30 protein-coding genes and 1 pseudogene are annotated in these 25,756 nt (G+C 55.0%); 20 read left to right on the top strand and 11 right to left on the bottom strand.

Going from position 1 to position 25,756, the window contains the following annotated elements; translation table 11 throughout:
- Nucleotides 1-60 precede the first annotated feature (60 nt).
- The gene (locus NGJ21_RS21490; RefSeq protein WP_251962636.1) at nt 61-384 is read right to left on the bottom strand and encodes a helix-turn-helix domain-containing protein; all 324 of its coding nucleotides are present in this window, start codon (nt 382-384) and stop codon (nt 61-63) included.
- Nucleotides 385-469: 85 nt separating this feature from the next.
- Here NGJ21_RS21490 and NGJ21_RS21485 point away from each other — a divergent pair, with 85 nt between their 5' ends.
- The 18 genes and pseudogenes from NGJ21_RS21485 to NGJ21_RS21400 all read left to right on the top strand — a co-directional run.
- Nucleotides 470-670, top strand: a complete 201-nt coding sequence (locus NGJ21_RS21485; protein ID WP_054888410.1) for a DNA-binding protein — start codon at nt 470-472, stop codon at nt 668-670.
- 29 nt (nt 671-699) lie between these two features.
- Nucleotides 700-1,182 carry a YmfL family putative regulatory protein gene (locus NGJ21_RS21480; RefSeq protein WP_251962635.1) on the top strand — a complete coding sequence of 161 codons (483 nt, stop codon included), beginning with the start codon at nt 700-702 and terminating at the stop codon, nt 1,180-1,182.
- Nucleotides 1,179-1,481, top strand: coding sequence for an Ogr/Delta-like zinc finger protein (locus NGJ21_RS21475; RefSeq protein ID WP_082423650.1), 303 nt, complete (start codon nt 1,179-1,181; stop codon nt 1,479-1,481). Before NGJ21_RS21480 ends, NGJ21_RS21475 begins: the two co-directional genes overlap by 4 nt.
- On the top strand, nt 1,478-1,846 hold the full coding sequence (locus NGJ21_RS21470; RefSeq protein ID WP_251962634.1) for a hypothetical protein: 369 nt from the start codon (nt 1,478-1,480) through the stop codon (nt 1,844-1,846). Before NGJ21_RS21475 ends, NGJ21_RS21470 begins: the two co-directional genes overlap by 4 nt.
- Nucleotides 1,847-1,922: 76 nt before the next feature.
- Nucleotides 1,923-2,165: a hypothetical protein gene (locus tag NGJ21_RS21465; protein ID WP_251962633.1), complete on the top strand. Its 243-nt coding sequence runs from the start codon at nt 1,923-1,925 to the stop codon at nt 2,163-2,165.
- 14 nt (nt 2,166-2,179) lie between these two features.
- Entirely contained in the window at nt 2,180-4,897 is a 2,718-nt protein-coding gene (locus NGJ21_RS21460) for a toprim domain-containing protein (RefSeq protein ID WP_251962693.1), read from the top strand.
- A 13-nt stretch (nt 4,898-4,910) separates the two neighbouring features.
- Nucleotides 4,911-5,204 carry a hypothetical protein gene (locus tag NGJ21_RS21455; protein WP_251962632.1) on the top strand — a complete coding sequence of 98 codons (294 nt, stop codon included), beginning with the start codon at nt 4,911-4,913 and terminating at the stop codon, nt 5,202-5,204.
- Nucleotides 5,205-5,269: 65 nt separating this feature from the next.
- Nucleotides 5,270-5,509, top strand: coding sequence for a hypothetical protein (locus NGJ21_RS21450; protein WP_502943604.1), 240 nt, complete (start codon nt 5,270-5,272; stop codon nt 5,507-5,509).
- On the top strand, nt 5,499-5,738 hold the full coding sequence (locus tag NGJ21_RS21445) for a hypothetical protein (protein WP_251962631.1): 240 nt from the start codon (nt 5,499-5,501) through the stop codon (nt 5,736-5,738). The genes NGJ21_RS21450 and NGJ21_RS21445 overlap by 11 nt, the downstream gene beginning before the upstream one ends.
- A gap of 86 nt (nt 5,739-5,824) precedes the next feature.
- Nucleotides 5,825-6,040: a DUF4224 domain-containing protein gene (locus NGJ21_RS21440; RefSeq protein ID WP_251962630.1), complete on the top strand. Its 216-nt coding sequence runs from the start codon at nt 5,825-5,827 to the stop codon at nt 6,038-6,040.
- The gene (locus tag NGJ21_RS21435) at nt 6,037-7,179 is read left to right on the top strand and encodes a site-specific integrase (RefSeq protein WP_251962629.1); all 1,143 of its coding nucleotides are present in this window, start codon (nt 6,037-6,039) and stop codon (nt 7,177-7,179) included. Before NGJ21_RS21440 ends, NGJ21_RS21435 begins: the two co-directional genes overlap by 4 nt.
- Nucleotides 7,180-7,308: 129 nt before the next feature.
- A complete protein-coding gene (locus NGJ21_RS21430) occupies nt 7,309-8,544 on the top strand; it encodes an RES family NAD+ phosphorylase (protein ID WP_251962628.1) in 1,236 nt (411 codons plus the stop codon).
- A gap of 431 nt (nt 8,545-8,975) precedes the next feature.
- On the top strand, nt 8,976-10,295 hold the full coding sequence (locus NGJ21_RS21425; RefSeq protein WP_251962627.1) for a tyrosine-type recombinase/integrase: 1,320 nt from the start codon (nt 8,976-8,978) through the stop codon (nt 10,293-10,295).
- Between the two features lie 927 nt (nt 10,296-11,222).
- The gene (locus tag NGJ21_RS21420) at nt 11,223-12,203 is read left to right on the top strand and encodes an integrase domain-containing protein (protein WP_251962626.1); all 981 of its coding nucleotides are present in this window, start codon (nt 11,223-11,225) and stop codon (nt 12,201-12,203) included.
- Nucleotides 12,200-12,475 carry a hypothetical protein gene (locus tag NGJ21_RS21415; protein ID WP_176683625.1) on the top strand — a complete coding sequence of 92 codons (276 nt, stop codon included), beginning with the start codon at nt 12,200-12,202 and terminating at the stop codon, nt 12,473-12,475. Before NGJ21_RS21420 ends, NGJ21_RS21415 begins: the two co-directional genes overlap by 4 nt.
- Nucleotides 12,476-12,689: 214 nt before the next feature.
- Complete coding sequence (drt3a, locus tag NGJ21_RS21410; RefSeq protein WP_251962625.1) at nt 12,690-14,036, top strand: antiviral reverse transcriptase Drt3a; 1,347 nt, start codon at nt 12,690-12,692, stop codon at nt 14,034-14,036.
- Entirely contained in the window at nt 14,029-16,077 is a 2,049-nt protein-coding gene (drt3b, locus tag NGJ21_RS21405; RefSeq protein ID WP_251962624.1) for an antiviral reverse transcriptase Drt3b, read from the top strand. Before drt3a ends, drt3b begins: the two co-directional genes overlap by 8 nt.
- 175 nt (nt 16,078-16,252) lie before the next feature.
- Nucleotides 16,253-16,548: pseudogene (locus NGJ21_RS21400) on the top strand (transposase); the annotation flags it as partial.
- A 124-nt stretch (nt 16,549-16,672) separates the two neighbouring features.
- Here the strand turns inward: NGJ21_RS21400 and NGJ21_RS21395 are convergent.
- The 3 genes from NGJ21_RS21395 to NGJ21_RS21385 are packed head-to-tail and all read right to left on the bottom strand — an operon-like array spanning nt 16,673 to nt 17,720.
- Complete coding sequence (locus tag NGJ21_RS21395) at nt 16,673-16,900, bottom strand: HEAT repeat domain-containing protein (protein ID WP_286010444.1); 228 nt, start codon at nt 16,898-16,900, stop codon at nt 16,673-16,675.
- Nucleotides 16,901-16,950: 50 nt separating this feature from the next.
- A complete protein-coding gene (locus NGJ21_RS21390; RefSeq protein ID WP_251962622.1) occupies nt 16,951-17,400 on the bottom strand; it encodes a type II TA system antitoxin MqsA family protein in 450 nt (149 codons plus the stop codon).
- 2 nt (nt 17,401-17,402) lie between these two features.
- Nucleotides 17,403-17,720 carry a type II toxin-antitoxin system MqsR family toxin gene (locus NGJ21_RS21385; RefSeq protein WP_251962621.1) on the bottom strand — a complete coding sequence of 106 codons (318 nt, stop codon included), beginning with the start codon at nt 17,718-17,720 and terminating at the stop codon, nt 17,403-17,405.
- 149 nt (nt 17,721-17,869) lie between these two features.
- Between NGJ21_RS21385 and NGJ21_RS25900 the strand changes: the two genes are divergently transcribed.
- Nucleotides 17,870-18,004, top strand: a complete 135-nt coding sequence (locus NGJ21_RS25900) for a hypothetical protein (protein WP_286010443.1) — start codon at nt 17,870-17,872, stop codon at nt 18,002-18,004.
- 460 nt (nt 18,005-18,464) lie between these two features.
- Here the strand turns inward: NGJ21_RS25900 and NGJ21_RS21380 are convergent, their stop codons facing one another.
- The 3 genes from NGJ21_RS21380 to NGJ21_RS21370 form a co-directional block, all read right to left on the bottom strand.
- The gene (locus tag NGJ21_RS21380) at nt 18,465-18,917 is read right to left on the bottom strand and encodes a DUF2442 domain-containing protein (protein ID WP_204919156.1); all 453 of its coding nucleotides are present in this window, start codon (nt 18,915-18,917) and stop codon (nt 18,465-18,467) included.
- On the bottom strand, nt 18,905-19,135 hold the full coding sequence (locus tag NGJ21_RS21375) for a DUF4160 domain-containing protein (RefSeq protein WP_204919159.1): 231 nt from the start codon (nt 19,133-19,135) through the stop codon (nt 18,905-18,907). The genes NGJ21_RS21380 and NGJ21_RS21375 overlap by 13 nt, the downstream gene beginning before the upstream one ends.
- 251 nt (nt 19,136-19,386) lie before the next feature.
- Nucleotides 19,387-19,674: a helix-turn-helix domain-containing protein gene (locus NGJ21_RS21370; RefSeq protein ID WP_251962691.1), complete on the bottom strand. Its 288-nt coding sequence runs from the start codon at nt 19,672-19,674 to the stop codon at nt 19,387-19,389.
- Nucleotides 19,675-19,985: 311 nt separating this feature from the next.
- On the opposite strand from NGJ21_RS21370, the gene NGJ21_RS21365 reads away from it, so the two are divergent.
- Nucleotides 19,986-21,653 (top strand): FMN-binding glutamate synthase family protein, encoded by a 1,668-nt coding sequence (locus NGJ21_RS21365; RefSeq protein ID WP_251962620.1) that lies wholly within the window; start codon nt 19,986-19,988, stop codon nt 21,651-21,653.
- A 138-nt stretch (nt 21,654-21,791) separates the two neighbouring features.
- Here NGJ21_RS21365 and NGJ21_RS21360 read toward each other — a convergent pair whose 3' ends face one another.
- The 4 genes from NGJ21_RS21360 to aguA form a co-directional block, all read right to left on the bottom strand.
- A complete protein-coding gene (locus NGJ21_RS21360; protein WP_174141972.1) occupies nt 21,792-22,043 on the bottom strand; it encodes a helix-turn-helix domain-containing protein in 252 nt (83 codons plus the stop codon).
- A gap of 390 nt (nt 22,044-22,433) precedes the next feature.
- Nucleotides 22,434-23,753 carry an OprD family porin gene (locus NGJ21_RS21355; RefSeq protein ID WP_174141973.1) on the bottom strand — a complete coding sequence of 440 codons (1,320 nt, stop codon included), beginning with the start codon at nt 23,751-23,753 and terminating at the stop codon, nt 22,434-22,436.
- A gap of 429 nt (nt 23,754-24,182) precedes the next feature.
- Nucleotides 24,183-24,380, bottom strand: coding sequence for a hypothetical protein (locus NGJ21_RS21350; RefSeq protein WP_012316698.1), 198 nt, complete (start codon nt 24,378-24,380; stop codon nt 24,183-24,185).
- Nucleotides 24,381-24,560: 180 nt separating this feature from the next.
- Nucleotides 24,561-25,667: an agmatine deiminase gene (gene aguA, locus NGJ21_RS21345; RefSeq protein WP_251962619.1), complete on the bottom strand. Its 1,107-nt coding sequence runs from the start codon at nt 25,665-25,667 to the stop codon at nt 24,561-24,563.
- Nucleotides 25,668-25,756 lie beyond the last annotated feature (89 nt).

Genomic DNA, 25,756 nt, shown 5'->3' with positions numbered 1-25,756 from the left:
GCAGCCGCCGGACCGCGAACGCCTAAAGAGCGAGGGCCGGCGCCCGCCGATCCTGCTCAATTACTTGTTGAATGTCGCCAGCGCCTCGCTGACCGAATTGATGGTGTTGCGTCCCTCGGTAGACATGAGGCGGTACCGCTCAATCAACTGCGCCTCTTCAGCGGAGAGGCTGCCCGGCGCTTGCGGCTTGCGCTCACCGGTGACGACGTAGAGAACGTCCACCCCTTTCCCGGCCACCGCTGCCAGGTAGCTCGCATCCGGGCTTCTTTCGCCCTTCTCGTAGTTGATCTGCGTGGTTTTTCCCACGCCACCAACCCCTGCCAGGTCCGTCTGACTAAAGCCGAGACGCGACCTTTCTTCCTTCAGCCGATCGCCGATGGCCATTTTTTTAAACCTCAGGCATTGACTGGTCCAATTTATTGGACCATCATCACCGCTACATGAACACGTTTGAACACAGATGAACACTATGCCCGCCCCCCTAACGCTGGATCAAGCACGCGAAAAGCTCGATCGAGCCGGCATCTCCATCGCCGAGTTCAGTCGCACGCACAACCTAAACAAAAACCTCGTCAGTGATTTGCTCAACGGTCGCAAGAAAGGCCGATATGGCGAAGCTCACCGGGCAGCTGTTCTGCTCGGTATCAAACTCGGCGATATCGAAAAGTAGCCACCCTGGCCCAAGGAAGAAACCAGAACATGAAGACCCCCGTTCTAGAAACCCTGCGCCAGGTTGTCAGCGCTGTTGTATGCGCTTATCCAGGCGGTCGCGAAGGCGCAGCAGCGCGCCTTGGCTTTGGATTGAAACAGTTCGACAACCGCGTTTACGAAAACGCGGGCAGCCGTCCATTGAGCTATGACCAGATTCAACTGCTCGAGCAGGATGCCAAAACCACCCACCTGCCTGAGTTCATCGCTCGTCTCTACGGCGGCATGTTCGTGCCGCTGACCAAAACCGAAGAGCTGGACAATGTCGAGCTTTACCAGCGTTCCCTGAAGAGTGACGCGAAACTGGGACTCATCGATCAGCTGATCCACGCGGCAATCGATGACGGCGTCATCGATCCGACCGAGGCAATGAGGATCATCCAAGCGCTCACCTGCTACATGGCTGCGCGTACTGCCGAGGTGGCAGCGACCATCCAGCTGTATAGCCAAAGCAACGTGAGGGGGCGGACGTGAGCAGCGCTTACAAACTTGTTTGCCCCCACTGCAGCAGCAAGATGCGAATCCGCACCAGCGAAGGCACTCACATTTTCCTGCGCATTGCCTACCTGCAGTGCGTGAACGAGGCCTGCGGCTGGTCTGTACGTGCCCAGTTTGAAATGACCCATGAAATGAGCCCGAGCGGCATGCCGAACCCTTCTGTTCGCCTGCCTGTAGCCCCTGTGGCCCTCCGGCGCCAAGCCATGAAATCTGCTGCAACTGATGATCAACCCGACCTGCTGGACCAGTTGGACATGGAGGAAGCACTCGCATGAACGCCGTTGCCCTAACCACCAACCACGAAACCGACTACCGAGCCGCTATGCAGCAGGCCGCCGTAGCGTACCTGTTCCGTCGTGAGGGCCTGCACTTGTCAGGCGATCACCAGGTACTGCAGAGCTGCAGCCAATACCTGTCGCACTCACTGGAAGTGCCGGCGCACCTGGTGCAGCGGATTGCCGAGCTGGCCGTCGCTGAATTCGAAAGCAAGACCACCAAGCGCCTGCAGATGATCGGCGTCTGTGCATCCAGCGGGATCTTCAGGCCGAGCCTGATCTTGTTGGACACGGTTACACAGCACCGATACCAGGTACCGGCACGCTATCTACCGCGCCGCATGCTTTACCTCCGCAACGCCTGAAACACACCGAATAAACCCCTTCCCGATGCCCCGTTCCGCGTGGGTAAGGGGAAACTGCATTCCACTGGTGGCAGAAATGAGCAAGATCACCCTCAAAATCGAGCTGGATGAGCAGCAGGCTAAGCACTACCTGCAATGGCTCAGCAGCCAGTACAACCTCACCATGGCCGAAGTCTGGTACTCCGATCGGTACCGCCACGTGCCAGCCGGTGAGCGCGGGCCAAAGGTTCTCGCAGACATTCCCCACTTGCTGGGCATTTGCCGCACTCGCAAAGAGCTGGAAAAGCACGTTGGTCCGGTAGTGGAGCGTGCGCTGTGACCACGACCCACCCGATGAAAGACCGCCTGCGCACTGATGTGCTGCAGCGCCTGGAGCGTGACTTCGGCCTCAAGCACATGCCCGGCACTAAGTTCATGCGCAAGGGCAAATGCCCTGCGCATGGCTGTGGCCAGAAAACGCTCTACACCTACCACGACGCCCCATGGATGCTGATTTGCGGCAGGCCGGAGAAGTGCAACCACCGTGTGCATGTCAAGGACCTGTACGACGACCTGTTCAACGACTGGAGCGAATTGGCCCCATCGACCGAGAGCGACCCGGCTGCCACAGCCCGCGCTTACCTAGAGTTCAACCGCGGCTTCCGAGAAGAGTTGATCAAAGGGTGGTACGCCCAGGACAACTACTACGACCACAAGCTCAAGATCGGCAGCGCAACTGTGCGCTTCCCGCTGGAGAAAGGCGGTTACTGGGAGCGCTTGATCGACCGGCCAAACCGGTTTGGCAAAATGAAAGCTCGCTTCCAACCGACCGGCGAAGGCCGCGCAGGCTACAGCGGCGTCTGGTGGTGCCCCCCTGCACTGGATCTGCTCGAAGTCGACGAGCTGTGGATCGTGGAAGGGATCTTCGACGCCATCGCGCTGATGCACAACGGCATTGCTGCCGTTTCCATGATGTCGAGCGCACCACTACCCACCGAGTCGCTCAAGGCCCTGCTGCGCAGTTGCCAGGAGGCAGACAAGCGACCGCCGAAACTGATCTGGGCCCTAGACAATGAACCTGGAGCCAAAAGGAACACGCGGCGCTGGGCGAAAGAAGCCCGGGAAATGGGTTTCAAGTGCGAGGCTGCGCTCGTCCCACAGCCTGACGGCCGAAAGGTCGACTGGAATGACCTGCACCTGCGCTGGAACTTCCTGGAAGACGATCAGCGCGCTGGCCAGGTCGAGAGCGACCTCAAGCAGGCCCGCCATGAGGGGGCCTTGCTGCTCGCCGAAACTGCCGAGGAAAAGGGCCTGCTGATGTACGACTGGCAGCCCCGTGGGGAGTTTTCCTTTTCGTTCAAAAACCGGCTGTACTGGTTCAAGTTCGACCTGGAAAAGTTCGACCGCCGAATGCGGGAAATGGACTCTTCCGAGAGCCAGGAAGACCAGCTGCTCAACGATCGCCAGCGGCGAGACAAGGCGATGCGCGAGTGTGGGGCGGTAGTCCGCATTGCGAACTGCTACTTCCAAGCTCTTTACAACATGCGCAACGAGCAGACCGACGAGGCCTGGTACTACTTCCGCATTGAGCGGCCTGGCATGGCGGCGACCAAGAGCACATTCACGGCTGCACAGCTGTCGTCGGCGCCGGAGTTCAAGAAGCGCCTGCTGAATGTCTCCAACGGCGGGATGTTCACCGGCACCGCACTGCAACTGGAGCGCATGCTGGAGCCTCAGCTGGACTGCCTGAAGCGGGTCAACACCATTGACTGGATCGGTTACACCAGGGAGCACGGTGTCTACGTGTTCAACGATCTGGCGATCGCCAACGGCAAGGTCCACCACCTGAACGATGAGGACTTCTTCGACGTTGGCCAACTGAGCATCAAATCCCAGAGCCAGTCGCCGACCCTGGTCGTCAACACCGACCTGGCCGAGTACCACGCAGGCTGGTTCGACACCTTCTGGAAGTGCTTCGGCGTGCGTGGCGTGGTCGTCCTGGTCTGGTGGCTTGGCTCGCTACATGCCGAGCAGATCCGCCAGTTGCAGAAGTCCTTCTGCTTCTTCGAGCTCGTCGGTGAAGCCGGCGCGGGTAAGACCACGCTGGTGGAATTCCTGTGGAAGCTGGTCGGCCGGACCGAATATGAAGGTTTCGACCCGTCCAAGGCCACACCGGCCAGCCGAGCGCGAAACTTCGCCCAGGTGGCCAACCTTCCCGTAGTTCTGATCGAGTCCGAGCGCGAGCAAAAAGACGGCGCGCCGGTAAAGCACTTCGACTGGGACGAAATCAAGACCGCTTACAACGGACGCTCAGTTCGTTCAACTGGCGTGAAGAACAACGGCAACGAGACCCGCGAGCCGCCTTTCCGCGCTGCTGTGCTGATCGCACAGAACAACGCGGTCAACGCCTCTGAGCCAATCCTACAGCGGATCGCCCACTGCATGCTGACCCGTGAGCACCAGACCCCGGAAACCAAGCTGCTGGCCGAAGAGCTGGAGCGTATGCCGATGGAAAAGGTGAGTGGCTTCATCATCAAGGCGCTGCAAAAAGAGGCCGAGATCATCCGTCTTCTCGAAGAGCGCACCGGCACCTATGAGCAAGAGCTGCTCGCCCGTCCTGGAATTCGCACCGTTCGGATCGCGAAGAACCACGCCCAACTGCGCAGCCTGGTCGACGGCCTGGCCCTGGTCGTTCCGCTCAACGATGAACGAAAGGCCCTGGTGCACCAGGAGATCACCCGCATGGCGGAAGAACGCCAGCAGGCCATTAACGCAGATCACCCGACAGTGCGTGAATTCTGGGACCTGTACGACTTCCTCAATGGCGACGACGACAACGGCGGGCTGAACCACTCGCGCAAAGACAGCCTGATCGCCGTCAACCTCAACGAATTCGTTGAGAAAGCCGTGAACAAGCGGCAGCAAGTCCCACCGATCAGCGACCTCAAGCGGCTCCTCAAGACCAGCAAGTCGCCGAAATTCATCGAGTCGAACAAGCCGGTCAACTCCGGCCGACAGCCCGACGCTTTCAACACCAGCCGCACCGTTCGGTGCTGGATCTTCCAGCCCTAATCAAGGAGACAACATGCTGATTCACGTACTGATGGGCAATGCCAGCGGCTGCGGGCAAAGCCAGCTGCAGCAAGAGCGGGACCGACTGGCCCGGGCCGGCAAGGACCACTCCGTCGTCAACGCAGGGGCCTATGCCGGCGACGGCTTGCTCTCAATCCTGGAAGTGCGATTCCACGCAGGGCAGCGGGACATCCTGGTCGACGACTGCACCAGTGCGCAGATCCTTGAGGTCCTGGCCTGGCAGAGCTGTGTGGAAGACGACGACAGGTTTGACGACCTAGTCGTACACCTCGCTCGACGAAATTGAATTCGTAAGAAGTGGTGCCAAGGAGTTGCAGCTCCCTGGCACCAACCAACCCAAGGAGAAACCACGTGCAAAAAGAAACCCCAGAAGTTGGCGACATGAAGGCTACCACAGGGGCGCGCCCACGACTGGCCAGCCATTCTCTGGACCTACCGAACCACTGCGACATCTGCAACAAGGCCCGCTCCACCAGGAAGCACCAGCGCTGCAGCCAAATTCGCCAGCAGCGGAAATCTGTCGAATGGGAGGCCTACATGGCCAACGTCGAAGCCAAGAAAGCACAGCAAGGCCCCCGATATGCACGTTAACCAAAACGCCCCTAGCGACCTAGTCATCAGCGTTCGTCTCAGCGCCGGCACCTACACCGCTCGGGCGCGGGGCGAGAAGGCTACCGCCAGCAGCACCATCAGCGCCGATGCAGCCGCACGCGCCTTGGCCAGCAAGCTTGGTGCGCACATGACACAGCCGGATCTGTTCGCAGCCAACCGCTGCAGCACCGACTCACACGTCCAATTCACCGCACAGCGCATCAAGTGAGAGAAAAACAAGATGGCTGATTGTAACGAACAGACCAAGAATTTCGGGCCTGAGATTCTGGTCACCACCCTCCAGGCCCTGCCGTTATGATCCAGCAAAACCCACCCAGCACTGTCCTCACATTCCAGGACTTGCAACGGCTGACCGGTTACAGCCGCCGCTCTGGCGTGGAGGGTGCCCTGCGAAAGCAGGGCATCCGCTGGTTCTGGGGGCGGCATGGTCCCTGGACCACCATTGACCTAGTCAACCAGGCCGGCGGTAAAACGTCGGTCACCGAGAAATATGACAGCGAGATCCTATGAGGCGGACCCGTAAACACAACCCGCACATCCCCGCCCACATTGATCAGGCCGCCATTCCGGCGGCCGTTTTTTTTGACCATCGGTGGGAAGGCGTCTGGTACACCTCATGGCGCGATGAGGGCGGCAACCGCAAGCGGATGAACATCGCCGGCCGTACCGCAACGCTCAGCGACCTGCACCGGATTATGGAGGAAAGGAGAGGAATTGATCGGGAAAGCCTGAACCACCTGTGCAAGGAGTTCCACGCCAGCGCGCAATGCAAGCGGCTGGCCAAGAAGACCCGCGAAGACTACGAATACTCCCGCGATGTGCTGTTGGCCGTCCCGACCAAGCTGCAGAAGCCACTCGGCGAGCTTTCCGTCCGCAAATTCACCTCGGCCCTGGTGCAACGCCTGGTCGACCGAATCGCCGACGAGGGCACCCCATCGAAGGCCGCGCACGTCCTTCGTTACCTTCGGCGGGTCATGCAGTGGGGCCGCAACCGCGGCTACTTGGAGATCAATGTTGCCCTGGGTATCGAAGCGCCGGCCGAGCGCAAACAACGCCGCCTGCCGAATCCCACGGTCATGGGGGCGCTGATCTCAAGGGCGCACGCCATGGGCCAACTCACACGAGGCCAGCCGGGGGCATGCCCTGCATACCTGGGCTACGTGATGGAGTTGGCCTACCTGTGCCGTCTACGCGGCATCGAGGCCGTCACCCTCACCGATGCGAACGAACTGGAAGACGGAGTCCAAACGAATAGGCGAAAAGGTAGCCGCGACAACGTGGTGCGCTGGACGCCCAGGCTCCGGGCTGCCTGGGAAGGGGCTAAGGCGTACAGGCGCAGCGTATGGGCCAGCCAGGCCCACCCTGTTCCGACCGCAGCGGAGCGCCGCTTCATCATAGTGGCGGCCCACGGGGGCCAGCTGCAGAAGACCAGTCTGGACAGTACCTGGCAGCGCTTCATTACCAGGGCGATCAAAGAGGGCGTGATCACCGAGGAGCAGCGCTTCGCATTGCACGACCTCAAGCGCCGCGGCATCACCGACACCCCTGGCGATCGCAAGCAGAAGCAGGACGCCAGCGGCCACCGCGACGAAGCCATGCTGGATATCTACGACTTCAGCCTCCCCCGCGTTTCACCTTCTGCAGAATGATGGTGCCGAATGCAGCAAGCTTGCCCTGGTTGCCGACTCATCGTAGGCCATCCAGGGCTGCTGAATCTCACTAGCCTTCTAATGGTGCTGGCGGCATGATGGCTATCAAGATCTGCATGAGGCCATCATATGATTTGCACGGAATGCGTTTATCTCATCCCCCTGAAGAAGCTGATTACTACACAAGGTGCATTCGGGCACTGTGATTATTGCAGAGCGCCTGGAATGTGCCTGTTAGATACCGCTGTATTTGAATACATTGGAAACAGGATAAAGGAATCATATCGCGTTATTGAGGAGCTCAGCAGCCGAGAAAGAGGAATGTTCTTCCATGGATCAGAGAAAATCCCCATGGTCGAATACTGGCAAATACTTCAAGATGACTTCAATATCGGCGTCGATGATTTTACAGACAACGCCATTAATCACTTAGAAGAAGAACTAGCGCACGATGAGAATGGACAAGCACAGCTTTGGGCTCTTGATGACGGAAGCTTGGAAAGCAATAGCTACGAAGATGAATGGAATAAATTCGCTTCAGACATAAACCATGGATATAGATATTTTAATGACGGCGCCAGGAGGTTTCTCGATTCATTATTCAAGTTCACTTGTGAGAACGGTAAGCTAAAAAAGGAGTTGATCACCACGCTTAGCGAAAGCGACGAACTCTATAGAGCGCGGAAGATTTCCGGGGTAGATGCTTGGAAAGCGTTCGAGGACGCGCCTTGGGCGGCGCTAGGGCCGGCGCCTGCTGCAATGGCCGGTGACCAACGAATGACACCGTCCGGTATTTCGGCCATGTACTGTGCGTTAGACCGCGAGACTTGCCTTAGCGAGATCAGGTCCATAACAGGCGATACGGTAATTAGCGGCGCTTTTAAACCTGTGACGACTGTTTCTCTGCTCAATCTACGCAAGCTTGAAGAAATGGCGCGATTTGAGGAGCATCCGTTCGATATCGGATATGCACGAGCTTCCCATGCCTACGAATTCCTAAAGCGCCTAATTTTCAAGTTATCCAAGCCTAGAAGCAGCTCTGACACTCTAGGATATCTTTCAACGCAAGTTGTATTCGAATACCTCAGGATTAAATTCAAGGATCAGGTATCCGGCATAATATTCCCCTCCGTGCAAACTGGATTAAAAGGCACAAACACCGTAATCTTTCCAGAGAGAGCGCTTACCGCATCTCACGAGTACGACATCAATATGGAAGACCCTCTTGGGCATGCCCCTTTTGCACGACCTATCCCACTATTAAAATTCAGCAAAGGATCACTAGTCGTTCATCAGATCAAGGCGGTTAGAACTGAATCCAAGGATTATAATGATATTCTTGATTATGTTTACGACAACTTATGAGAATGGATACCCATTTGCTGAACGCCAGTGCGTCAAGACCCTAGCAATTGCAGCAGTGGAGGGCGCCGGGCTGGCTGTCAAAGGAGCCCTCTATCCAGTTTCGTCCGTCGGTGGATTCCCGCGTACCAACAGGGCCAGAGACGGTATGACTTCTGGCTCTCCGCATGCCCAGCACGTACCAGAAAACGACTTAACCTATTGATTTATAAGCTGTGAGCAGGGTCCTTGTAATCAGTAGGTCCCGGGTTCGATTCCTGGTGCCGGCACCATACAAGGTTCCATAGAAAGCTTTCAAAATCTCTGGAACCCCCGAAAAACCCGCCTTCTGGCGGGTTTTTTCGTTTTAGCGTTCCGTCGGATTCCGAGGGTAGCCAGCGCTAATAAGGGTACTTTTAAGGATACCTACCAATTCGATATTGGAAAGTACCCTTATGGCTCGCACAACGGCTCCCCTTACCGACAACGCCTGCCGTATTGCAAAGGCTCGCGAACGTGAGTACAAGCTTTTTGACAGCGATGGCCTTTACCTGCTCGTGAAGCCCAACGGTCGCAAAGGCTGGCGGCTCAGGTACGTGAAGCCCGATGGTCGCGAGGGCCTGACCTCACTCGGCAATTACCCGGTGGTCGGGCTGGCTGACGCTCGCCACAAGCGCTTCGAGCTCAAACAGGTGCTCGCCAACGGCATTGACCCCATCCAATCCAAGCAGCAGGCCAAGGTGCAAGCCGTAATCAATGGCCGTACCTTCGAAAGCGTTGCGCTCGATTGGTATGCCGGGATGGTGCCCAAGTGGGCGCCGGGCCACGCCAAGACTGTACTCAGCCGGTTGAAGACTCATGTATTCCCTTTGCTCGGTGCCAGGGCAATCGTTGAGTTGGACACCCATGACCTCATGCAGCCACTGGAAGCCGTGACGAAGCGCGGCACCATCGACGTGGCGCTCAGGATCAAGAACTACCTGCAAAGCATCATGCGCGAAGCCAAACGGCTGCGGCTGATCACGACGAACCCAGCCCACGACCTCGATGGCTCAATCAGAGCACCACGGGTTACACATCGACCCGCACTACCCTTATCGCGGCTGCCAGAGCTACAGGCGCGCATCGACGGCTACAAAGGTCGTCCACTCACACGCCTTACCGTGATGCTGTCGTTGCACGTGTTCGTACGCTCCAGTGAGCTGCGCTTCGCCCGCTGGAACGAGTTCGACCTCAATCGCGGCATCTGGGAGATCCCCGACACTCGCCCGGCGCTCGACGGCGTACCGTTTTCCACAAGGGGTACGAAAATGGCCGGAGACATCCACGTTGTACCCTTATCGCCGCAGGCAGTGGCCTTGCTTGAGCAGATCCACACGATCACCGGCAAGTTCGAGCTGGTCTTCGCGGGGGATGCCAAACCTTGGAAACCGATGTCCGAGAACACGGTAAATGCCGCGCTCAGGACGATGGGCTACGACACCAAGGTGGATATCTGCGGCCACGGGTTCCGCGCCATGGCGTGCAGTGCGCTGGTCGAGTCTGGCCTATGGTCGGAGACGGCTATCGAACGGCAGATGAGCCACAAGGAACGCAACAACGTGCGCGCCGCTTATACCCACAAGGCCGAGTTCCTCGAAGAGCGCCGGATGATCATGACCTGGTGGAGTCGGTTTCTGGAGGCGAACCGCGAGGACCATGTGACGCCGCATGAGTTTGCCAAGCAGGCGGGCGAGAACGTCACGCGGCTTCGCAGTGCCAAGTGGGCCGAGTAACCCGCCGCACCACCACCTCAACTCGCTGTGAAGTTACCCACAGCACCGCATGAAGCTCCTCCGCGCAGGTCCTTTCAAACGGGGCTGCAAAGCCGCCCCGTTTGAAAGGACCATACCTACAAAAAAAAATGCTGGCACAGCGTACGTCTGTGGAAAACCACTGATGTCCACCGGGGGATAGTTTTATCCACAGGCGCTAAATCCCTGATATCGCTCTGCTTGACGAATATTGTCCACAAGCGTAGACCGGGAGTCGCAAGAGCTGTCGATGACAGCACCCAGGTGACCCGAACCTTAAAGGTCACGCCGCTCCCACGGTGGTTCACCCGCAAGTACGATTCGCGTCCGGCAGCTCGTACGGTCACTACCCATGTGATGGATGCCAACTCAATATCGTTACCCTGCGGCAACCACCCTACCCATCTGCTCAGCAGCAACCTATTCGCTTGGCCATTTCGCGTGCGCCAACCTGCGCCCGTCTCTTTCACTGGAAAGAGACGGGCGCTTCTAACACTGCTGCAGCCCTGACCGCACATGGCTCAGCGGCGATTCCCCTCGTGACAATTGGCGTGACAAACGCCGATGCCACCAGCAACAGCGATGTAGATGATGGTGCCGCAGACCAGGGAATGGACTGCACCTGACTGACAGTCAGGCATGCCCCGGTCATCGTATTGCTGCGTTCACCCGACTCAGGATCTTCAGGCGCTGGTTTAGTCAGCCAGCACTGCCTCCACCCGCCCACCGGTAACGGTGCTCAGGAGGCCAGATCATGAGATGCCCTTGCTCCCGGTTGTAAGGAGCCGCCAGTCCCGCGTAGAGGACATTCCCCACAGGTCGCAGGGGCCTTGATCCCTGATAACACTCAGCATTCTTGGCGGGATGACGTGGGGCGAGGATCGGAGAGCGGATGATGAGGTGACTGACATGGCATTGGTGGGTAGACGCGATGGCCGCAATTTCGGTTACGGCAGGCAATTGAGCTATGCAGGGCCGCAGGCGCTGAAAGACATGTTCAGCGGTGGCCACTACGGTACGGTCAAGGCGCACTGTGATCGGTGGCAGGTATTCGTCAAATGGTGCCGTTCCGAACAGAGGCCTGGTATCAATGATGCGCGGCAGATTGATCGGAAGGTATTGGCGGACTATGCGGCGTATCTGCGCGATGCGGTTGAGTGCGGTAGCCTCGCCATCAGCACCGCGCAAAACCGCCTATCCAGCGTTAACAGGACAATGGCGGCGCTGCGCGGTGATCAGTGTGTGAAATTGCCCAGTCCGAGCAAGGCGTTGGGAATGCAACGCAGCGGGATTCGCCACTCAGTACCGCAGGGCCAAGACCGCGACCAGGTTAAAGAGATCGTCAATGCGCTTTGCCGAAATCATCAGCAACGGGCCGCCGCGATTGTCCTGTTGGCGCGAGCCACTGGCATGCGCCTGCGTGAAGCCATATTGGCTGACCTGCCAGGACTTAGCCGTCAGGCTGAAGCCTGCGGCAAAATCAACATCCAGGAAGGCACCAAAGGTGGCCGCGCCGGCGCTTCGGCGCCACGTTGGATAGCCGTGGATGATCATATTCGTGATGCTCTTGGATTCGCATCGAAAGCGTCACCTTCAGGTAGCCGAAACCTGATTGCGCCAAATGAGAGCTACCTGAATCTTCTGCAAGAAAGCATCCGCTCTGCGCGGGATATCCTGCATGCGCATAACCTCAAGGGCTTCCATGAGCTACGAGCGGCGTACGCATGTGAGCGCTACGAGCAGATCACCCAACACCCCGCGCCAATCAACGGCGGCCAGTGTTGCCAGGTAGATAGGAACCTTGATCGTGAGGCCCGGTGGCAAATCAGCTGCGAGCTGGGGCACGGTCGGATCGACGTGGTCGCTGCCTACATTGGTGGCCGGGCATGAGTAAGCCATTCGATATGGAGCTGTTTTTGGCTGGAGTTCTGACCGGCTCGCACGCAACGCGGCAACGCCACGTTCGCCAGGCGAAAATCATTCAGGCTGAAATTGCAGAACGCTGGCAGCGAGAGACGCCGTGGGGTTGGCAGAAAAAGCATGTGGACTGGTTTCTCGAACATTGCATTAGCCGGCGGAGTGAGGCGACACGCTACTATTACGTGTTAACAATCCGACTGATCACGCGACGCTTAGAAACGTCATGGGCTTTCAAGCGCTGAATGGGATCTGGTCCTAGTGGTCTGGACGAACGGTAATCGACTAAGAACGGCCATTGGATCAATGGAGAATTACAAAACGTTCGCAGATAATGAAAATTAACATCTTCAAGCGAAATCCATCACTGGGACGTAGCCTTGCTCGAAAATCGGGTAGAGTCGCTTATTAGCCATACGGATCACACATCTAGAAAAATATGGAAGGTTAACCTTAGCTATGGATCAGTCCTTCTCGATAAAAAATCTTAATAAGCTACTAAAGGCTGATAGAGAAAAGGGTGGGGATTTAGAAGAGCGGTATATCCCAACCGCTTTCGCTATAAGAGTAAAACTCTACAAGCTGAATAAGCTAAGATCATTTGCACGATACCGCTTACGTACAGGGAAAACTACTCTCGCGTTCTACGACAAACGTATGTCACGATTGAATACTGTTATAGAAAAACGTAAGTCTCAACATTTAACTTTGATTGAGTCTGAGCTGGAGAGGGTTAGCAAAGCAGTTAGCAGCAAAGACTTCAGAATAAACATCACGCTTCTGCCGGCTCCAGTTGGAGGTAAAAATGTTTACGGCGCAGGAAATTGCTTAGATCAAATACTCGCAATGAGGTTTGTTCAGCAAGCGCTCAAAACTTTATATGAGCTTCGTATGCCTCCGCGTGACATTCTAGTCAGCCAAATAAAATCACTGGCTTTAGATGGCGTACCAAAGTACATCATTAGATCAGATGTAGAATCATTTTATGAGTCTTTAAGGCATAAGGAGCTACTCGATGGAATTCATCAGGCCCCTGAGCTTTCGGTGCTAATCAAAAGAATTTTAACACGACTTATGAAAGATTATGTCGTTGTATCTGGGGACGTGAACGGACTACCGCGCGGCATAGGTATAAGTGCGTACCTATCCGAAATATACCTCTCAAGCATTGATGCCGAAATCAAACGACAAGAGGATATATTTTATTATGCAAGATACGTTGACGACATGGTTCTCATGTATGCCCCCCAGCGAAAAGAACTCGCAGATCAGTACCTACCTACTCTCAGCAAAATACTTGAGGCAAAGGGACTGAAATTTAATGCCAAAACAAAAGTGATTGATTTACTGGCTGAGCAAAAAGGCAAGTTTGACTATCTCGGATATACATTTGACGTTTCCAAAAGCAGTCTAGCCGTAAGACTGAGCCAGAGAAAATTTGACAAATATAAATCACGCATCGACAAAGCATTTTCCGACTACGCTTCAAAATCTTTATTCATCCCCAAGAAATCCGAACAAGAACTAATGCTCAGATGTCTTTTCTTGACCGGAAACATGCGCTTGTTCAATAGGAAAAGCAACGCATTCATTGGAGTCTACTTTAGCAACAAGTTTATCACTGAGACCACTCAGCTTTCTGGGCTAGATAGCTACTACATCAACAAAATCAAGAGCATTACCAGCCCGTCACTATCGAGAAAACTCTCGAAACTATCATTCGCGCAAGGGTTCAAAGACAAATTGTTTAGGAATTTTGACCCCAAACAGCTTTCAGAGCTTTCGCGAGGCTGGAAGCATGTCTAGAAAAAAAGCACTATCCATAAACTTCCCAATTGAGCGAGTTGTATTATCAGATGTACTTCCGTACGAAGTGCCTATAGTTTTCTCAAATAGATACTTTTACAGATTCTTGTGCGAACACAACATAAAGTTCAATGGAAATACGATTTCATGGACTACAAAAGATGAAGTACTAGACAATCTTGTAAAAATGATTCTTGGTATACAGCCAAGCAAGGTTGTCAAGCATGTCACCGAAGACAGCGAATCTCACTCTCTAATTTATTTGGACAAATCGGATTTCGTCCACACTGTCCCCTTCATTTTTTCGACGACACATAAGCAAGATCAGCTAAGACAATTGTCGCTAATGCACCCCAAAGGTCAATTGCTCGTAGTAGATTTTTATGACCAATATAAAGACTTGATGATTTATTACACTGGCAGAAGTGAGTTCAGCCTGCGATCACCCAAGAGAGTTGCTGGATGTACTTATATAGATTTTCGCTCACAAATAGAAAGACAAGATAAATCTGATGCCTTGGTAGAAGTAGACGGCGAAAACTATGAAAACTTAAAGTCATTCTTTGTATATGAACGATTCAGCAATGTTTTTAAGTTCTACGAATCGAGGGAGCACCTGCGTAGCGAACGCGATTTTAGAAACCTTACAAAGTTTGACGTGTCTGGTTGCTTTGATAGCATATACACACATTCCCTAGCGTGGGCAATATATGGGAAGGACTTCGCAAAGCAAAACCTTAAGCCCATACTAGGCTCATTTGCGGGAAAATTTGACTCGCTGATGCAAAAGTTGAATCATAACGAAACAAACGGAATTTTGATCGGCCCTGAGGTTTCAAGGATTTTCGCGGAAATAATACTCCAAGCTGTTGATACGGAAATCTCTGGAAAACTGCTTGAAAAAGGGTATGTACACAATTCAGACTTCAAGATTTATCGATATGTAGATGACTATTTTGTCTTTTACAATAACGAAGAAGTCTGCCATCAGATAAAAATGACATTGCAAGAAAGCCTGAAGTTATACAAGCTATCTTTGAACAAGGGCAAAGAAGAAACACTACAGCGCCCTATAATTACGCCGATATCTATTGCAAAGAAGCGTATCTCCGATCTTTTTGATCGTACGTTAGCTTATGAAATTTCTTCAGAAGTCAAAGATGGAGAGAAGCTTCCAAGGGGGGAAATTTATATTGGAAGATCTTCACTAATCACAGACTTCAAGTCAATCCTTGCCACCTCAGGAGTTAATTACGGGGAAATATTAAATTACTCTCTTTCCGTGGTAGAGCGCAAAGTAGGATCGTTAATTGAAAGTTACAAGAAGATAGAAAATCTTAGTGGCACCGACAAGAGCTTTTCAAAGTCCATAGAAGCTCTTCTAGGCTTTGTCTTTTTTATCTATGCCGTGTCACCAAAAGTAAATACAACTATCAAACTTTGCCGTATCTGCCAACGTATCTTGTCGTTTTATAAGTCCGACCCAATCGGTTTAAGCTATGAGGCATCAATCTCACAGGTCATTTATGAGAGATGCCGAAGCATCATGGATCACAATTCCGACGGGAAAAGCGCAAAAATCGAGACGATGTATTTGCTCGTGTTAATGCGCCAACTTGGCAAAAACTATCGCATAGATGAAAAAGTTCTCGGACACAGCTTTGGTTTTGACTTCTCAGATGGACAGTTTCAAACAAAATCTAGCCTTGACTATTTTTCTATAGTCACTCTTTTCTTCTACATAGAAAAAAAGACCCGTTACTCGCTGTTAAGAACTGCGTTGGAAAAGCATATATTAGAGAGATTCAGGTTGAAGCAAGATTCGTTGATCGGTGATTCTGAAATGCTTCATTTGGCATTGGACCTTACAGCGTGCCCCTTCGTAAGCAATGAAACTAAAATCAGAATTCTTGAACAATATGGCTTGCCAAAAAATTATCTGCTAAGAGTTCAAAACTATAGCGAATACTGGTTCACCAAATGGGGCGATTTTGATTTCTCTAAGGAGCTAGACGCTAAGGTCAGTCAGGAAGTATACTGACTCGGATGCTTCACGCACATAGAAGACCGTTTGCGGTCGCACACACCAGCATCACGGCAAGGTTGTTCTATGCACGAAAGCTTTGCCTCGTTGAATCCTCGTGAGTTCTCCGGTCTTGACTCCTTCACTTTCCTCTTAGCTTAAGGCCTACCAGGAAAGTGAAGGATGCTCGATTAAACGCTGCAAATGGTTGCTTGCTGACAAGGGCTACGCCGCTACTGCGACCAATATCGAATTCAGCCCGTCATCCCGATGCGCTCGATGAAGCGCAAACCCAAGCCTGGCTTACCCAGATTGTCTGATCGGCCCAAGTACCGACAGAGCAACATCATCGAGCGCATGTTTGGCCAGCTGAAAGAGAACCGCCGCATCGTGACACGCTTCGACAAGCTCGCAAAAAGCTATGCCGCCATGGTCTCACTGGCTTGTTCCATGCGGTGTTTGCGACATACCTTTTCGCACAGAGCCTAGCATAGATTAGTCGCCAAGTACTTGGCATTCCAAAGAATACAGAAGGCCCGCCAAAGCGGGCTAACTGCTTACATTAGACAATAGCATTCAGCAGACGAAATCGACAAAGCTTGTCTAAAGAAGATTACTCTTTGCTAGCAAACCCAAGCGCTTTAGCCGCAGCAATCCGAATTAAGTCAGGTTTCAATCCATCATTCATTATTTTAGATAGTGCTTTACGAGCCACTGGCCCTCCAGCATAACCCAATCCTTCAGCAGCACCTGCTCGAAGAAGTTGCGGTTTGAGTCCATCCTGCATAATCTTAATAAGGTTATTAACAGCTTCCTCACTACCCATTAAATACTCCCCCAAACAACCCCAAATCTAATTAACCACTAAGACTTACTAGCATGAGTACTAGATCAAGCCTTAGATCTAACTCCAGCGACTAATTCGTCTAATGAAAAAGAATTTATATCGTTAATTAGATTCGGATACTTATCAAGCAAGTACATTAATAAGATTAAAGATTTTGCCGGAACCACCTCAGCTTTTTCATATCTAGAAAATGCGTTATGCCCACCGCCGGAAATCTTTTCCGCTGCAACTTTCTGTGTGATTTTCAAATTACTTCTGACATGTTTTATATAGACGCCTACTGCTTTTTGCGTCTCTATAACAGATTCATCGGAAGCATTTGAATAGCGCGTTGCACTATCAGCATCAAACTCAATTTCGCCGCATTCAAGGCATTCAAATCCAGAAAGCCCCTGAAGGTCCCTTTTCAGGGACCCCCGGCCTATTTCATAGCTCCTGTCTTTGAAGGGGTGCAGACTAGCTGCACCACAGCAATGACAAACTTTTTCGCTCATGTTTACTCTCTTCTCTTGAAGGAGATAACAGTAACAGTGCGATCATTGTGCAAAGTAAACTTAATGTACAGTGGGGTGCCATCAGCAGCCTCCGCGTAGTACACGTCTTGCCAAACAGCAGAATTTGTATAAGTACTCATGGACTTATAAAAATTTTGCCGAACAGAAAGACCACAAATTATATCGATCGCAGTGCTTAACACCATATCCAAATCTTTAATGCCATCCAGAGCAGACTTGGTAAACGCAGGTGCCTTATTTACTGAAACCCGCTGTTTAACATCGTCCAAATCGTGAGATGGCTTGCTTTTCATGCTCATGCACCGCGCTCCTAGTCATTAGAATTTCCATAAGTCACCTCAGCTAAATAGATTAGAGACCCCAAATTACCCTTTCTGGGTAATCTGGTCAAGCAAAAAATTACCCATAAAGGGTAATCGGTCCACGACCTTGGGCATGCGAAGCTTTCATGATCATGCTCGATGCTCGATGCTCGATGCTCGATGCTCGATGCTCGATGCTCGATGCTCGATGCTCGATGCTCGATGCTCGATGCTGCCCGATGATCAGCGCTCTGGCGCAATCGGCAATAGCAGGATGCTAGGTAGGCTGCGCTACCAGCGATGGTCGAAGGGATGACCTGAGGGATTCAAGCCTCCAGATTGCGGGAGAGCCGCCAAGATCACATCCGTCAGCCTAGCAACTGCGCATGGTCATCGTTACCCGACTGAAAGATCGTGGGTGTGGCAAAGCGACGGTGGCTATGCCATAACGGATTGGCATTGGGGGCAATGATGATCTAGGAGGCAGATGCCGCCCCCCAACGCTTGGCAGCTTAAGCAGTCAGGCCGCATTAGATGGAATCTCACTTAACGACGCACCGAGAGGCCAATAAGGTATTTTTAGAGATATCAGGTCTGCTTGTTAGTATTAATATCCATAAAATTCAGGGATTTGTACGTTTTTTCGACTCCTGGTGCGCACCATACGCAGTATCAAAAGAGGCTCACCGTAAGGTGGGCCTTTTTATTTTCGCTGTCCAGAACAGGTCTGCCCCGCCAAGCTCAGGCAGCCTTCTGCCCCAACGTTTCCCAGCCCAAACAGGCCAACGCCAATGTACGCGGCACAGCTTCTCGACCACTGCTATATCGGCTGATGCTACGTGCGCTAACGCCCAGTGCTTCGGCAGCCTGATCGAGCGTCATCCGATGCCGCAGGCGCCAGCGGATGAAAATCCGCGTGTTTTCATCCGGCGCTGTCTGGGCAAGGGCGTCCAGCAACAAGGTGTCTGCACCGATTTGAATATCCAGCGCAGGCCATTCCACTGACCAGCCCCCGTCACCCAATACAGCACCTTGGAACGCCTCACGCTTGGCAAGAGGTGCCAAGCCTGGATACGTGGCAAGCGCGTCACTCATATCCAAGTCGAATCGCTGACCATTGGTAAAAGTCAGCTCCAGCCGTGCGCCGGGCCGTGCCTGAACAGCCCGCAGGCGGGGACGCTTCATCGATGCCATTTCATCCACTCCTTCAACAGATCGGCCTGATTGGCCGCGACCCACGCTAGGGCCTCTTGCACCACTTTGGCTGGTGCCTTGCCCTGTGTAACGACAACAGATTCAAGGCTGATCACCACGTCTACACCGCCACCAGTCAGGTGCACATGCGGCGGTAAGTGGTCCCGCTCTCTTAGCTCGATGCGGTACTTGTCACGAAATCGGTGTTTGGTAGACATGATCTGAAGATATCGCCAAATTGGCGATGCATCAAGTGATGGCTATTCTGTGAAGGTCACGCCGCTCTGCGGTGCGTCACTCCCCAGGCTAAGCCAACCTTCTGCCCTGACGTCCCCCAACAAGTCGCGATGGCTAGACGCCCTGCGAAGCTAGAGGCCAAGCGTGACGTGGCTCTCAGCCTAGTTCTGGATTGTTGGAGCGTGGTACTAACTGGGAGGGACAGGGAAGGCTTGAAGCTGCCCCGAAGACGTCAGCTCAATGCTGCAAGCACATGCTTAGGGTCGTTCTGTATTGCACGAAGCAGAGCACGAGCGGGGCCTTCTGGCTCGCGGCGGCCTTGTTCCCAATTCCGTAGGGTCCCTACAGCAACATTGATGCGTTTGGCGAAGGCAGCCTGGGAGAGACCCGTTGCTTGGCGGATTTTTTTGACCTGAACCGCATCAACGTGGAACTCGCGCGAAGGCTGGCGCTCACCGCGATCGATCTCATCCATCTTTGTCATGCTTTCCACTAGACGGTCGAAGAGATTATTTTCCAATACTTCCCCTTTCTTGATTGCGCGAAGCTGCGCTTTCTGTCCATCAGTCAAGGTATCCATGATGCCCTTGTGACAGATAAGAATCATTCGTACGCGACGATTGGCATCCCAGATCGCATAGCCGGCCCCGTCCACGTCCGTTGCCCAGCACTCACCCCGTCACTCTCAACCCAGAGTCCATTTAATTCCAGGAATCGCGCACAACCACACCCCAGCCCGTCATCAGGTAACAGTGTTTTACCAATTGCCATAGTTTTCCGCGCGCCCAGTTTCCCTATCCTTGCCCCGGTCATCCTGCCTGCGATGGACCCATGAAACACTCTCTACCCAGCCGTTACGCCTGCCTGGCCATCTGCCTGATTTTCACCTGTGCCAGCCTTCCCCTGCTTGCCACGCTCACCTGGCTCTGGCCGCTGACGGTGATCACCGCCCTGCTCAGCCTGGTTGGCCTGAACGACCTGCGCCAGAGCCATCACGCAGTACGGCGCAACTACCCGATCCTGGGCAACATCCGCTACCTGATCGAAACCATCCGCCCGGAGATCCGCCAGTACCTGATAGAAGGCGATGACGACAAGCTGCCCTTCTCCCGTTCGCAACGGTCGCTGGTCTACGCCCGGGCCAAGAACGAAAGCGCCGAGAAAGCCTTCGGCACACTCAACGATGCCTATAAACCCGGCTTCGAATTCATCAGCCATTCGATGGTGCCGGTGGCAACCCCGGACCCTGCCTCGTTCCGTATCGCCATTGGCGGGCCGCAGTGCCGGGTGCCCTACTCGGCGTCGATCTTCAACATCTCGGCGATGAGCTTCGGCGCACTTAGCGCCAACGCCATCGCCGCGCTGAACCGCGGCGCGCGCATGGGCCGCTTTGCCCATGACACCGGTGAAGGCAGCATCAGCCCTTACCACCGTGAGCATGGCGGCGATCTGATTTGGGAAATCGGCAGTGGTTACTTCGGCTGCCGTACCGAGCAAGGCCGCTTCGACCCGCAGCGCTTCGCCGCCCAGGCCCGCGACCCGCAGGTGAAGATGATCGAGATCAAACTCAGCCAGGGCGCCAAACCCGGCCACGGCGGCATTCTGCCAGGGCACAAGGTCAGCGCTGAAATCGCCGCCACTCGCGGCGTGCGTGTGGGCGAGGACTGCATCTCACCGGCGGCGCACAGTGCCTTTCGCACGCCGCTGGAGCTGCTGCACTTTGTCGCTGAACTGCGTGAGCTGTCCGGTGGCAAACCCGTGGGCTTCAAGTTCTGCCTGGGCCACCCGTGGGAATTCATGGGCATCGCCAAGGCCATGCTGGCCACCGGCATCACCCCGGACTTCATCGTCGTCGACGGCAAGGAAGGCGGCACCGGCGCGGCGCCGCGCGAGTTCAGTGACAACATGGGCGTGCCCATGCGTGAAGGGCTGATGTTCGTGCACAACACCTTGGTAGGCCTGAACCTGCGCTCGAGCATCCGTATCGGTGCGGCGGGCAAGATCGTCAGCGCCTTCGATATCGCCAGCGTGCTTGCCATCGGCGCCGACTGGGTCAACTCGGCGCGCGGTTTCATGTTCGCCATCGGTTGCATCCAGTCGCAGAGCTGCCATACCAACAAGTGCCCGACCGGTGTGGCCACCCAGGACCCGTTGCGCCAGCGTGCGCTGGTGGTGCCGGACAAGGCCGAGCGGGTCGCCAGCTTCCACCGCAACACCCTCCACGCCCTGGCCGAGATGCTGGCGGCCGCCGGCCTGGAGCACCCGTCGGAGCTCAAGCCCAAGCACCTGGCACGGCGCATCAGCACCAGCGAGATCAGCCTGTTTTCGGATTTGCATCAGTTCCTCAAGCCCGGCGAATTGCTCAGCGGCTCGATCGAAAGCGAGTTCTATGCGCGGATGTGGCGGATGGCGCGCAGCGACAGCTTTGCACCGGAGACGGGGGAAACAGCGGTGGCGCCAGCAACACCGGTACGCCGAAAAGAAACAACCGCGGCATAGGCCGTCTGCAGTTACGGTCAAACATTTGAGTCCAATTATTCCGTAGGGCGGGCTTTAAATAGCGGAAAAGGTAGTCGCCATTACTGAACAGAATCGTGCCGCTATCACCCTGGGGAGTGGCAACCTTCAAGAAAGCACTCATTCAAACATCCCCTGAATCTGGTCCAGCGTGGGCATCACGGCGGGTACCACCTGAAGCTCACAATCCAATGCACCGAGCGCCTTGGCGTAGGCTGCTATGGCTACCGAAAGACTGCCCTTTTCCATGGCTATGATTTTTTGCCGGGGAAGGCCTGCACGATGCGCGAGCTGCATTTGGGTAAGCCCCAGGTTCATCCGGCGAGCACGCATTTGGGTCGCCAGGCGCTCGGTGATCAAAACGTGGTCCATGTCCTGTATCCGTAACAAAAAGTGCTTTATGTAACGTATACGAGACCAGAGAGGAAACCAAAGACCCTGATGCCTGAAGGGATAAGCGGTGTTAATGCACCTCCAAGGCAGCGCTGAAGATGCAAGCCTCAGAACGTCGTACTCAGCGTCACCGACAGGTTCCTCGGGCCAGGCAGGTGCAACCGGATAAGTATGTTCGGGTAAAGCGAGCAGGCACTGTAGGCGACGGCGTACATAGCATAAGCCTTGGTAAGCCATAGGGGCGGAGTGGGCTTGAAGGATCGGGGGGCGCGCTGCGCCCCTTTCGCGACACGAGGCCGCTCCTACACGCAGAGCGTAGCGCGGCCATTGTCACGACAGGGCTGCAGGGCAGCCCCGGCGGGGTCAGTATCAGAAGATGCTGATCGGGTACTCGACGAATACGCGGACTTCGTTGCCGTCGTCGTTGTAGCCGTTTTGCTGTACAGCGTTGTTAGTGCGAAGGAACGAGCTGCGCAGCTTGATCGACAGGTCCTTGGCCGGGCCGTCCTGGACGACGTAGCGGATCTGGTTGAAGATCTCGCGCTCTTTGCCTTCGCCGAAACCTTGCGGGTTAGCGTTGTTGCGGGTGTTGATGTTGTCACCCACCACGTAGGCCAACTTGTAGGTCAGGCCCGGGATGCCGTAGGCACCGAAGTCCAGGCCGTAGCCCAGCTGCCAGGAACGCTCGTCTTCGGCGTTGAAGTCGGACCAGTAGGAGTTGGCCAGGTAGATGGTCGAACCACCGTCACCCACGCCACCTTCGTTCTGGTACCAGCCGTAGTTGTAGCCGGTGCTGCCGGTGCTGCGCTGGTGCGCAAGGGTGAACGAGTGTGCACCGTAGGCGTAGGTCGCGGCCAGGCTCCAGATGGTGTTGGAGTCGCCGTTCAGGCCGGCAGCCTGGACGTACTGCTTGTCGATGTCCGACTTGTAGCCGTTGAAGTCCAGGGTCAGGGACTGGTCGTCGGCGATCGGGAAGACGTAGTTCAGGCCCAGGTAGTGCTTCTTCATCACGTCTTCGTTGTCTGCGGTGTACAGCGAAGCGGTGAAGTTGTCGGTGAACTTGTAGCTGCCGCCGAAGACGTTGATCGACTTCAGGCCGCCACCGTCACGACGCTCGGCGCTCTTGCGCGCTTCCTGGGTGAAGCGGCCGGCGTTCAGCTCAAGGCCCTGGATTTCCTTGGAGGTGATCAGGGTACCGGTGAAGCTTTCTGGCAGCAGTCGGCCATCATCGTACTGCAGCACTGGCAGGGACGGCATCTGGTCACCGTACTTGAGCACGGTGTTGGAGATGCGGAACTTCACAGCCGCGCCGGCACGGGCCAGGTCATGCGGGCCGCTGGCGTTGCCGTCGGCGTTCTTGGTGTTTCCTGGCTTGAAGAAGTCAACGCCAGCGCCACCATTGTGGCCCTTGCCGCCGTCCAGGCGTACGGCATACAGGCCGAACGCGTCAACGCCCACGCCCACGGTGCCTTGGGTGAAGCCAGAGGAGAAGTTGGCGATTGCCGCCTGGCCCCATTCGATCTGGTCATCGGTACCGTGTTTCTTGTCACGGTTGATGTAAGCGTTACGCAGAAGAACGTTTGCGTGGCTGTCTTCGATAAAGCCCTTGCTCTCGGCCTGCTCGTTGGCCTGGGCCTGGGTCGCGGCGATCATCGCCAAAGCGACCAGGCTGATCCTGGTTTTCAACATCTTGTTTTCCTTATTTCGTAATCAAAAACGCTCTGCAATATGACGCCAGGAACCAACGCCCCTTCGTAGGTTCGACGCTATGCGGATCCGAACTGAAAGGCCCGCCAATGGTCGTGTGGCGGGCCTTGTGCAGCAGCATGGCCAGGTCATGGCCAGCAGGCGTTGGCCGAATCCTAGCCGCGTGCGATTACAAATGTCAAAAACTCGTGAAATGCAGGTCGATATAACCAAAATAATGCGATCGAACAGGGCATTTCCTTGCATGTTCGCGCTATCAGCGGGCAATTTATCTTGGGCCAGGTAAGTCGCTTTGTCGCGTAGGGCAATTCTGGGATTAAGTGTTACAGGGCCGGCCTTGGCCCCCACAAATGAAAACGCCACCGCAAGTGCGGTGGCGTTTCTCAAGGGTGGTGCGGGCTCCTGCCCTGTTCAGTGCCACACGCCCAGCAGCGCTTCCAGCTCCGCATCGCTGATCAGGCCCTGCGGGTAGCGGCCATCCAGCAAACGTCGTGGGTCGGTCGTCCTGACCCGATTGCTTCCATGGTGTTTCAACCAATGTGCCAAGGTTTTCAGCGCTTGGTGATTTACTGCCGATGGGCGCAAAGCCGTCTCACTTGCTGTGTTCATGTCTACACGTACTCCTTACCCCGTGAGCGGCTAATCTACGTCTTGATTGTTACAGAACGGAGTGACCGTACTGCTGAGTTAACTCCCTGAAAACAATACAAAACATATGCCATTTCGACATGCCGGACGTCGCGGCCCAAAAAAACCCGTCAGGCGACGGGCTTTTTCTGCAGCGTTGCTTCAGCGCTTGACCGGCGCCGGTTGCTGCTGAGTCAGGCAGTGGATGTTGCCACCGCCCAGCAGCAGCTCACGCCCGGGGATCATCACCACTTCGTGGTCCGGGAAGACCTTGGCCAGAATGGCTCTGGCCTGGGCATCTGCCGGGTCATTGAAGCTTGGCGCGATGATGCCGCCGTTGACGATCAGGAAGTTCACGTAGGACCCGGCCAGGCGTACAGACGGGTCTCGCTCCTGGCTACCGACCACCTGATCGACGCCGACGCACTCTTCTTCAGTGGCGAACAGCGGGCCAGGAATGGGCATCTTGTGCACCACAAACTCGCGGCCTTTGGCATCACGGCTGTTTTTCAGCACATCATAGGCAGCATGGCAGCGCGCATAGTTGGGGTCGTTGGAATCATCGGTCCAGGCCAGTAACACTTCGCCTGGGCTGACGTAACAGCAGAAGTTGTCGACGTGGCCATCGGTTTCGTCGTTGTACAGGCCATCGGGCAGCCAGACGATGGTCTCCACCGCCAGGTGCTCACGCAGGATCTCTTCGATCTGCTCACGGTTCAGGTGCGGGTTGCGGTTGCGGTTGAGCAGGCACTCTTCGGTAGTGATCAGGGTGCCCTCACCGTCCACATGGATCGAGCCGCCCTCAAGCACGAAGCCTTCGGTCTGGTAGCGCTGGCAACGCTCCATTTCCAGCACCTTGGCTGCCAGCTCCTCATCGCGGTTCCACGGCGCGTACAAGCCGCCGTCGAAGCCGCCCCAGGCGTTGAAGCCCCAATCCACACCGCGCACTTCGCCCGAATCATTGATGACGAAGGTCGGGCCGGTATCACGCACCCAGGCGTCGTCGTTGCTGATTTCCACCACACGGATGTTGGGCAGGTCGAGCTGACGGCGAGCGTTTTCGTACTGGCCGGCAGAAACAGCAACGGTAACCGGCTCGAAGCGGGCGATGGCCTTGGCCAGGGTGACGTGGGCAGCCTGGGCAGGCTTGCCTCCCAGGCGCCAGTTGTCCGAACGCTCGGGCCAGACCATCCACACCTGGCTTTGCGGCGCCCATTCGGCGGGCATGTGGAAACCGTCGGCGCGGGGGGTGGAGTTGAGGGTTTTCATGGGTAACCTCTGCAAAGGCCCTAGGCCGATGGTCAATTTGGATGCCGATTTTATAACCGATATATATCGGCATTAAAAGGATGAAAATG

This window comes from Pseudomonas sp. Marseille-Q5299, assembly GCF_943737035.1.
Classification (GTDB): domain Bacteria; phylum Pseudomonadota; class Gammaproteobacteria; order Pseudomonadales; family Pseudomonadaceae; genus Aquipseudomonas; species Aquipseudomonas putida_E.
The sequence above is the reverse complement of the archived record's forward strand: the minus strand, read 5'-3'. Positions and strand labels throughout refer to the sequence as shown.

Excerpts from the sequence above, each read along its gene's own strand:
- NGJ21_RS21490 (WP_251962636.1), bottom strand. The coding sequence starts at position 384 with ATGGCCATCGGCGATCGGCTGAAGGAAGAAAGGTCGCGTCTCGGCTTT.
- NGJ21_RS21485 (WP_054888410.1), top strand. The coding sequence starts at position 470 with ATGCCCGCCCCCCTAACGCTGGATCAAGCACGCGAAAAGCTCGATCGA.
- NGJ21_RS21480 (WP_251962635.1), top strand. The coding sequence starts at position 700 with ATGAAGACCCCCGTTCTAGAAACCCTGCGCCAGGTTGTCAGCGCTGTT.
- NGJ21_RS21470 (WP_251962634.1), top strand. The coding sequence starts at position 1,478 with ATGAACGCCGTTGCCCTAACCACCAACCACGAAACCGACTACCGAGCC.
- NGJ21_RS21465 (WP_251962633.1), top strand. The coding sequence starts at position 1,923 with ATGAGCAAGATCACCCTCAAAATCGAGCTGGATGAGCAGCAGGCTAAG.
- NGJ21_RS21460 (WP_251962693.1), top strand. The coding sequence starts at position 2,180 with ATGAAAGACCGCCTGCGCACTGATGTGCTGCAGCGCCTGGAGCGTGAC.
- NGJ21_RS21455 (WP_251962632.1), top strand. The coding sequence starts at position 4,911 with ATGCTGATTCACGTACTGATGGGCAATGCCAGCGGCTGCGGGCAAAGC.
- NGJ21_RS21445 (WP_251962631.1), top strand. The coding sequence starts at position 5,499 with ATGCACGTTAACCAAAACGCCCCTAGCGACCTAGTCATCAGCGTTCGT.
- NGJ21_RS21440 (WP_251962630.1), top strand. The coding sequence starts at position 5,825 with ATGATCCAGCAAAACCCACCCAGCACTGTCCTCACATTCCAGGACTTG.
- NGJ21_RS21435 (WP_251962629.1), top strand. The coding sequence starts at position 6,037 with ATGAGGCGGACCCGTAAACACAACCCGCACATCCCCGCCCACATTGAT.
- NGJ21_RS21430 (WP_251962628.1), top strand. The coding sequence starts at position 7,309 with ATGATTTGCACGGAATGCGTTTATCTCATCCCCCTGAAGAAGCTGATT.
- NGJ21_RS21425 (WP_251962627.1), top strand. The coding sequence starts at position 8,976 with ATGGCTCGCACAACGGCTCCCCTTACCGACAACGCCTGCCGTATTGCA.
- NGJ21_RS21420 (WP_251962626.1), top strand. The coding sequence starts at position 11,223 with ATGGCATTGGTGGGTAGACGCGATGGCCGCAATTTCGGTTACGGCAGG.
- NGJ21_RS21415 (WP_176683625.1), top strand. The coding sequence starts at position 12,200 with ATGAGTAAGCCATTCGATATGGAGCTGTTTTTGGCTGGAGTTCTGACC.
- drt3a (WP_251962625.1), top strand. The coding sequence starts at position 12,690 with ATGGATCAGTCCTTCTCGATAAAAAATCTTAATAAGCTACTAAAGGCT.
- drt3b (WP_251962624.1), top strand. The coding sequence starts at position 14,029 with ATGTCTAGAAAAAAAGCACTATCCATAAACTTCCCAATTGAGCGAGTT.
- NGJ21_RS21390 (WP_251962622.1), bottom strand. The coding sequence starts at position 17,400 with ATGAGCGAAAAAGTTTGTCATTGCTGTGGTGCAGCTAGTCTGCACCCC.
- NGJ21_RS21385 (WP_251962621.1), bottom strand. The coding sequence starts at position 17,720 with ATGAGCATGAAAAGCAAGCCATCTCACGATTTGGACGATGTTAAACAG.
- NGJ21_RS25900 (WP_286010443.1), top strand. The coding sequence starts at position 17,870 with ATGATCATGCTCGATGCTCGATGCTCGATGCTCGATGCTCGATGCTCG.
- NGJ21_RS21380 (WP_204919156.1), bottom strand. The coding sequence starts at position 18,917 with ATGGCATCGATGAAGCGTCCCCGCCTGCGGGCTGTTCAGGCACGGCCC.
- NGJ21_RS21375 (WP_204919159.1), bottom strand. The coding sequence starts at position 19,135 with ATGTCTACCAAACACCGATTTCGTGACAAGTACCGCATCGAGCTAAGA.
- NGJ21_RS21365 (WP_251962620.1), top strand. The coding sequence starts at position 19,986 with ATGAAACACTCTCTACCCAGCCGTTACGCCTGCCTGGCCATCTGCCTG.
- NGJ21_RS21360 (WP_174141972.1), bottom strand. The coding sequence starts at position 22,043 with ATGGACCACGTTTTGATCACCGAGCGCCTGGCGACCCAAATGCGTGCT.
- NGJ21_RS21355 (WP_174141973.1), bottom strand. The coding sequence starts at position 23,753 with ATGTTGAAAACCAGGATCAGCCTGGTCGCTTTGGCGATGATCGCCGCG.
- NGJ21_RS21350 (WP_012316698.1), bottom strand. The coding sequence starts at position 24,380 with ATGAACACAGCAAGTGAGACGGCTTTGCGCCCATCGGCAGTAAATCAC.
- aguA (WP_251962619.1), bottom strand. The coding sequence starts at position 25,667 with ATGAAAACCCTCAACTCCACCCCCCGCGCCGACGGTTTCCACATGCCC.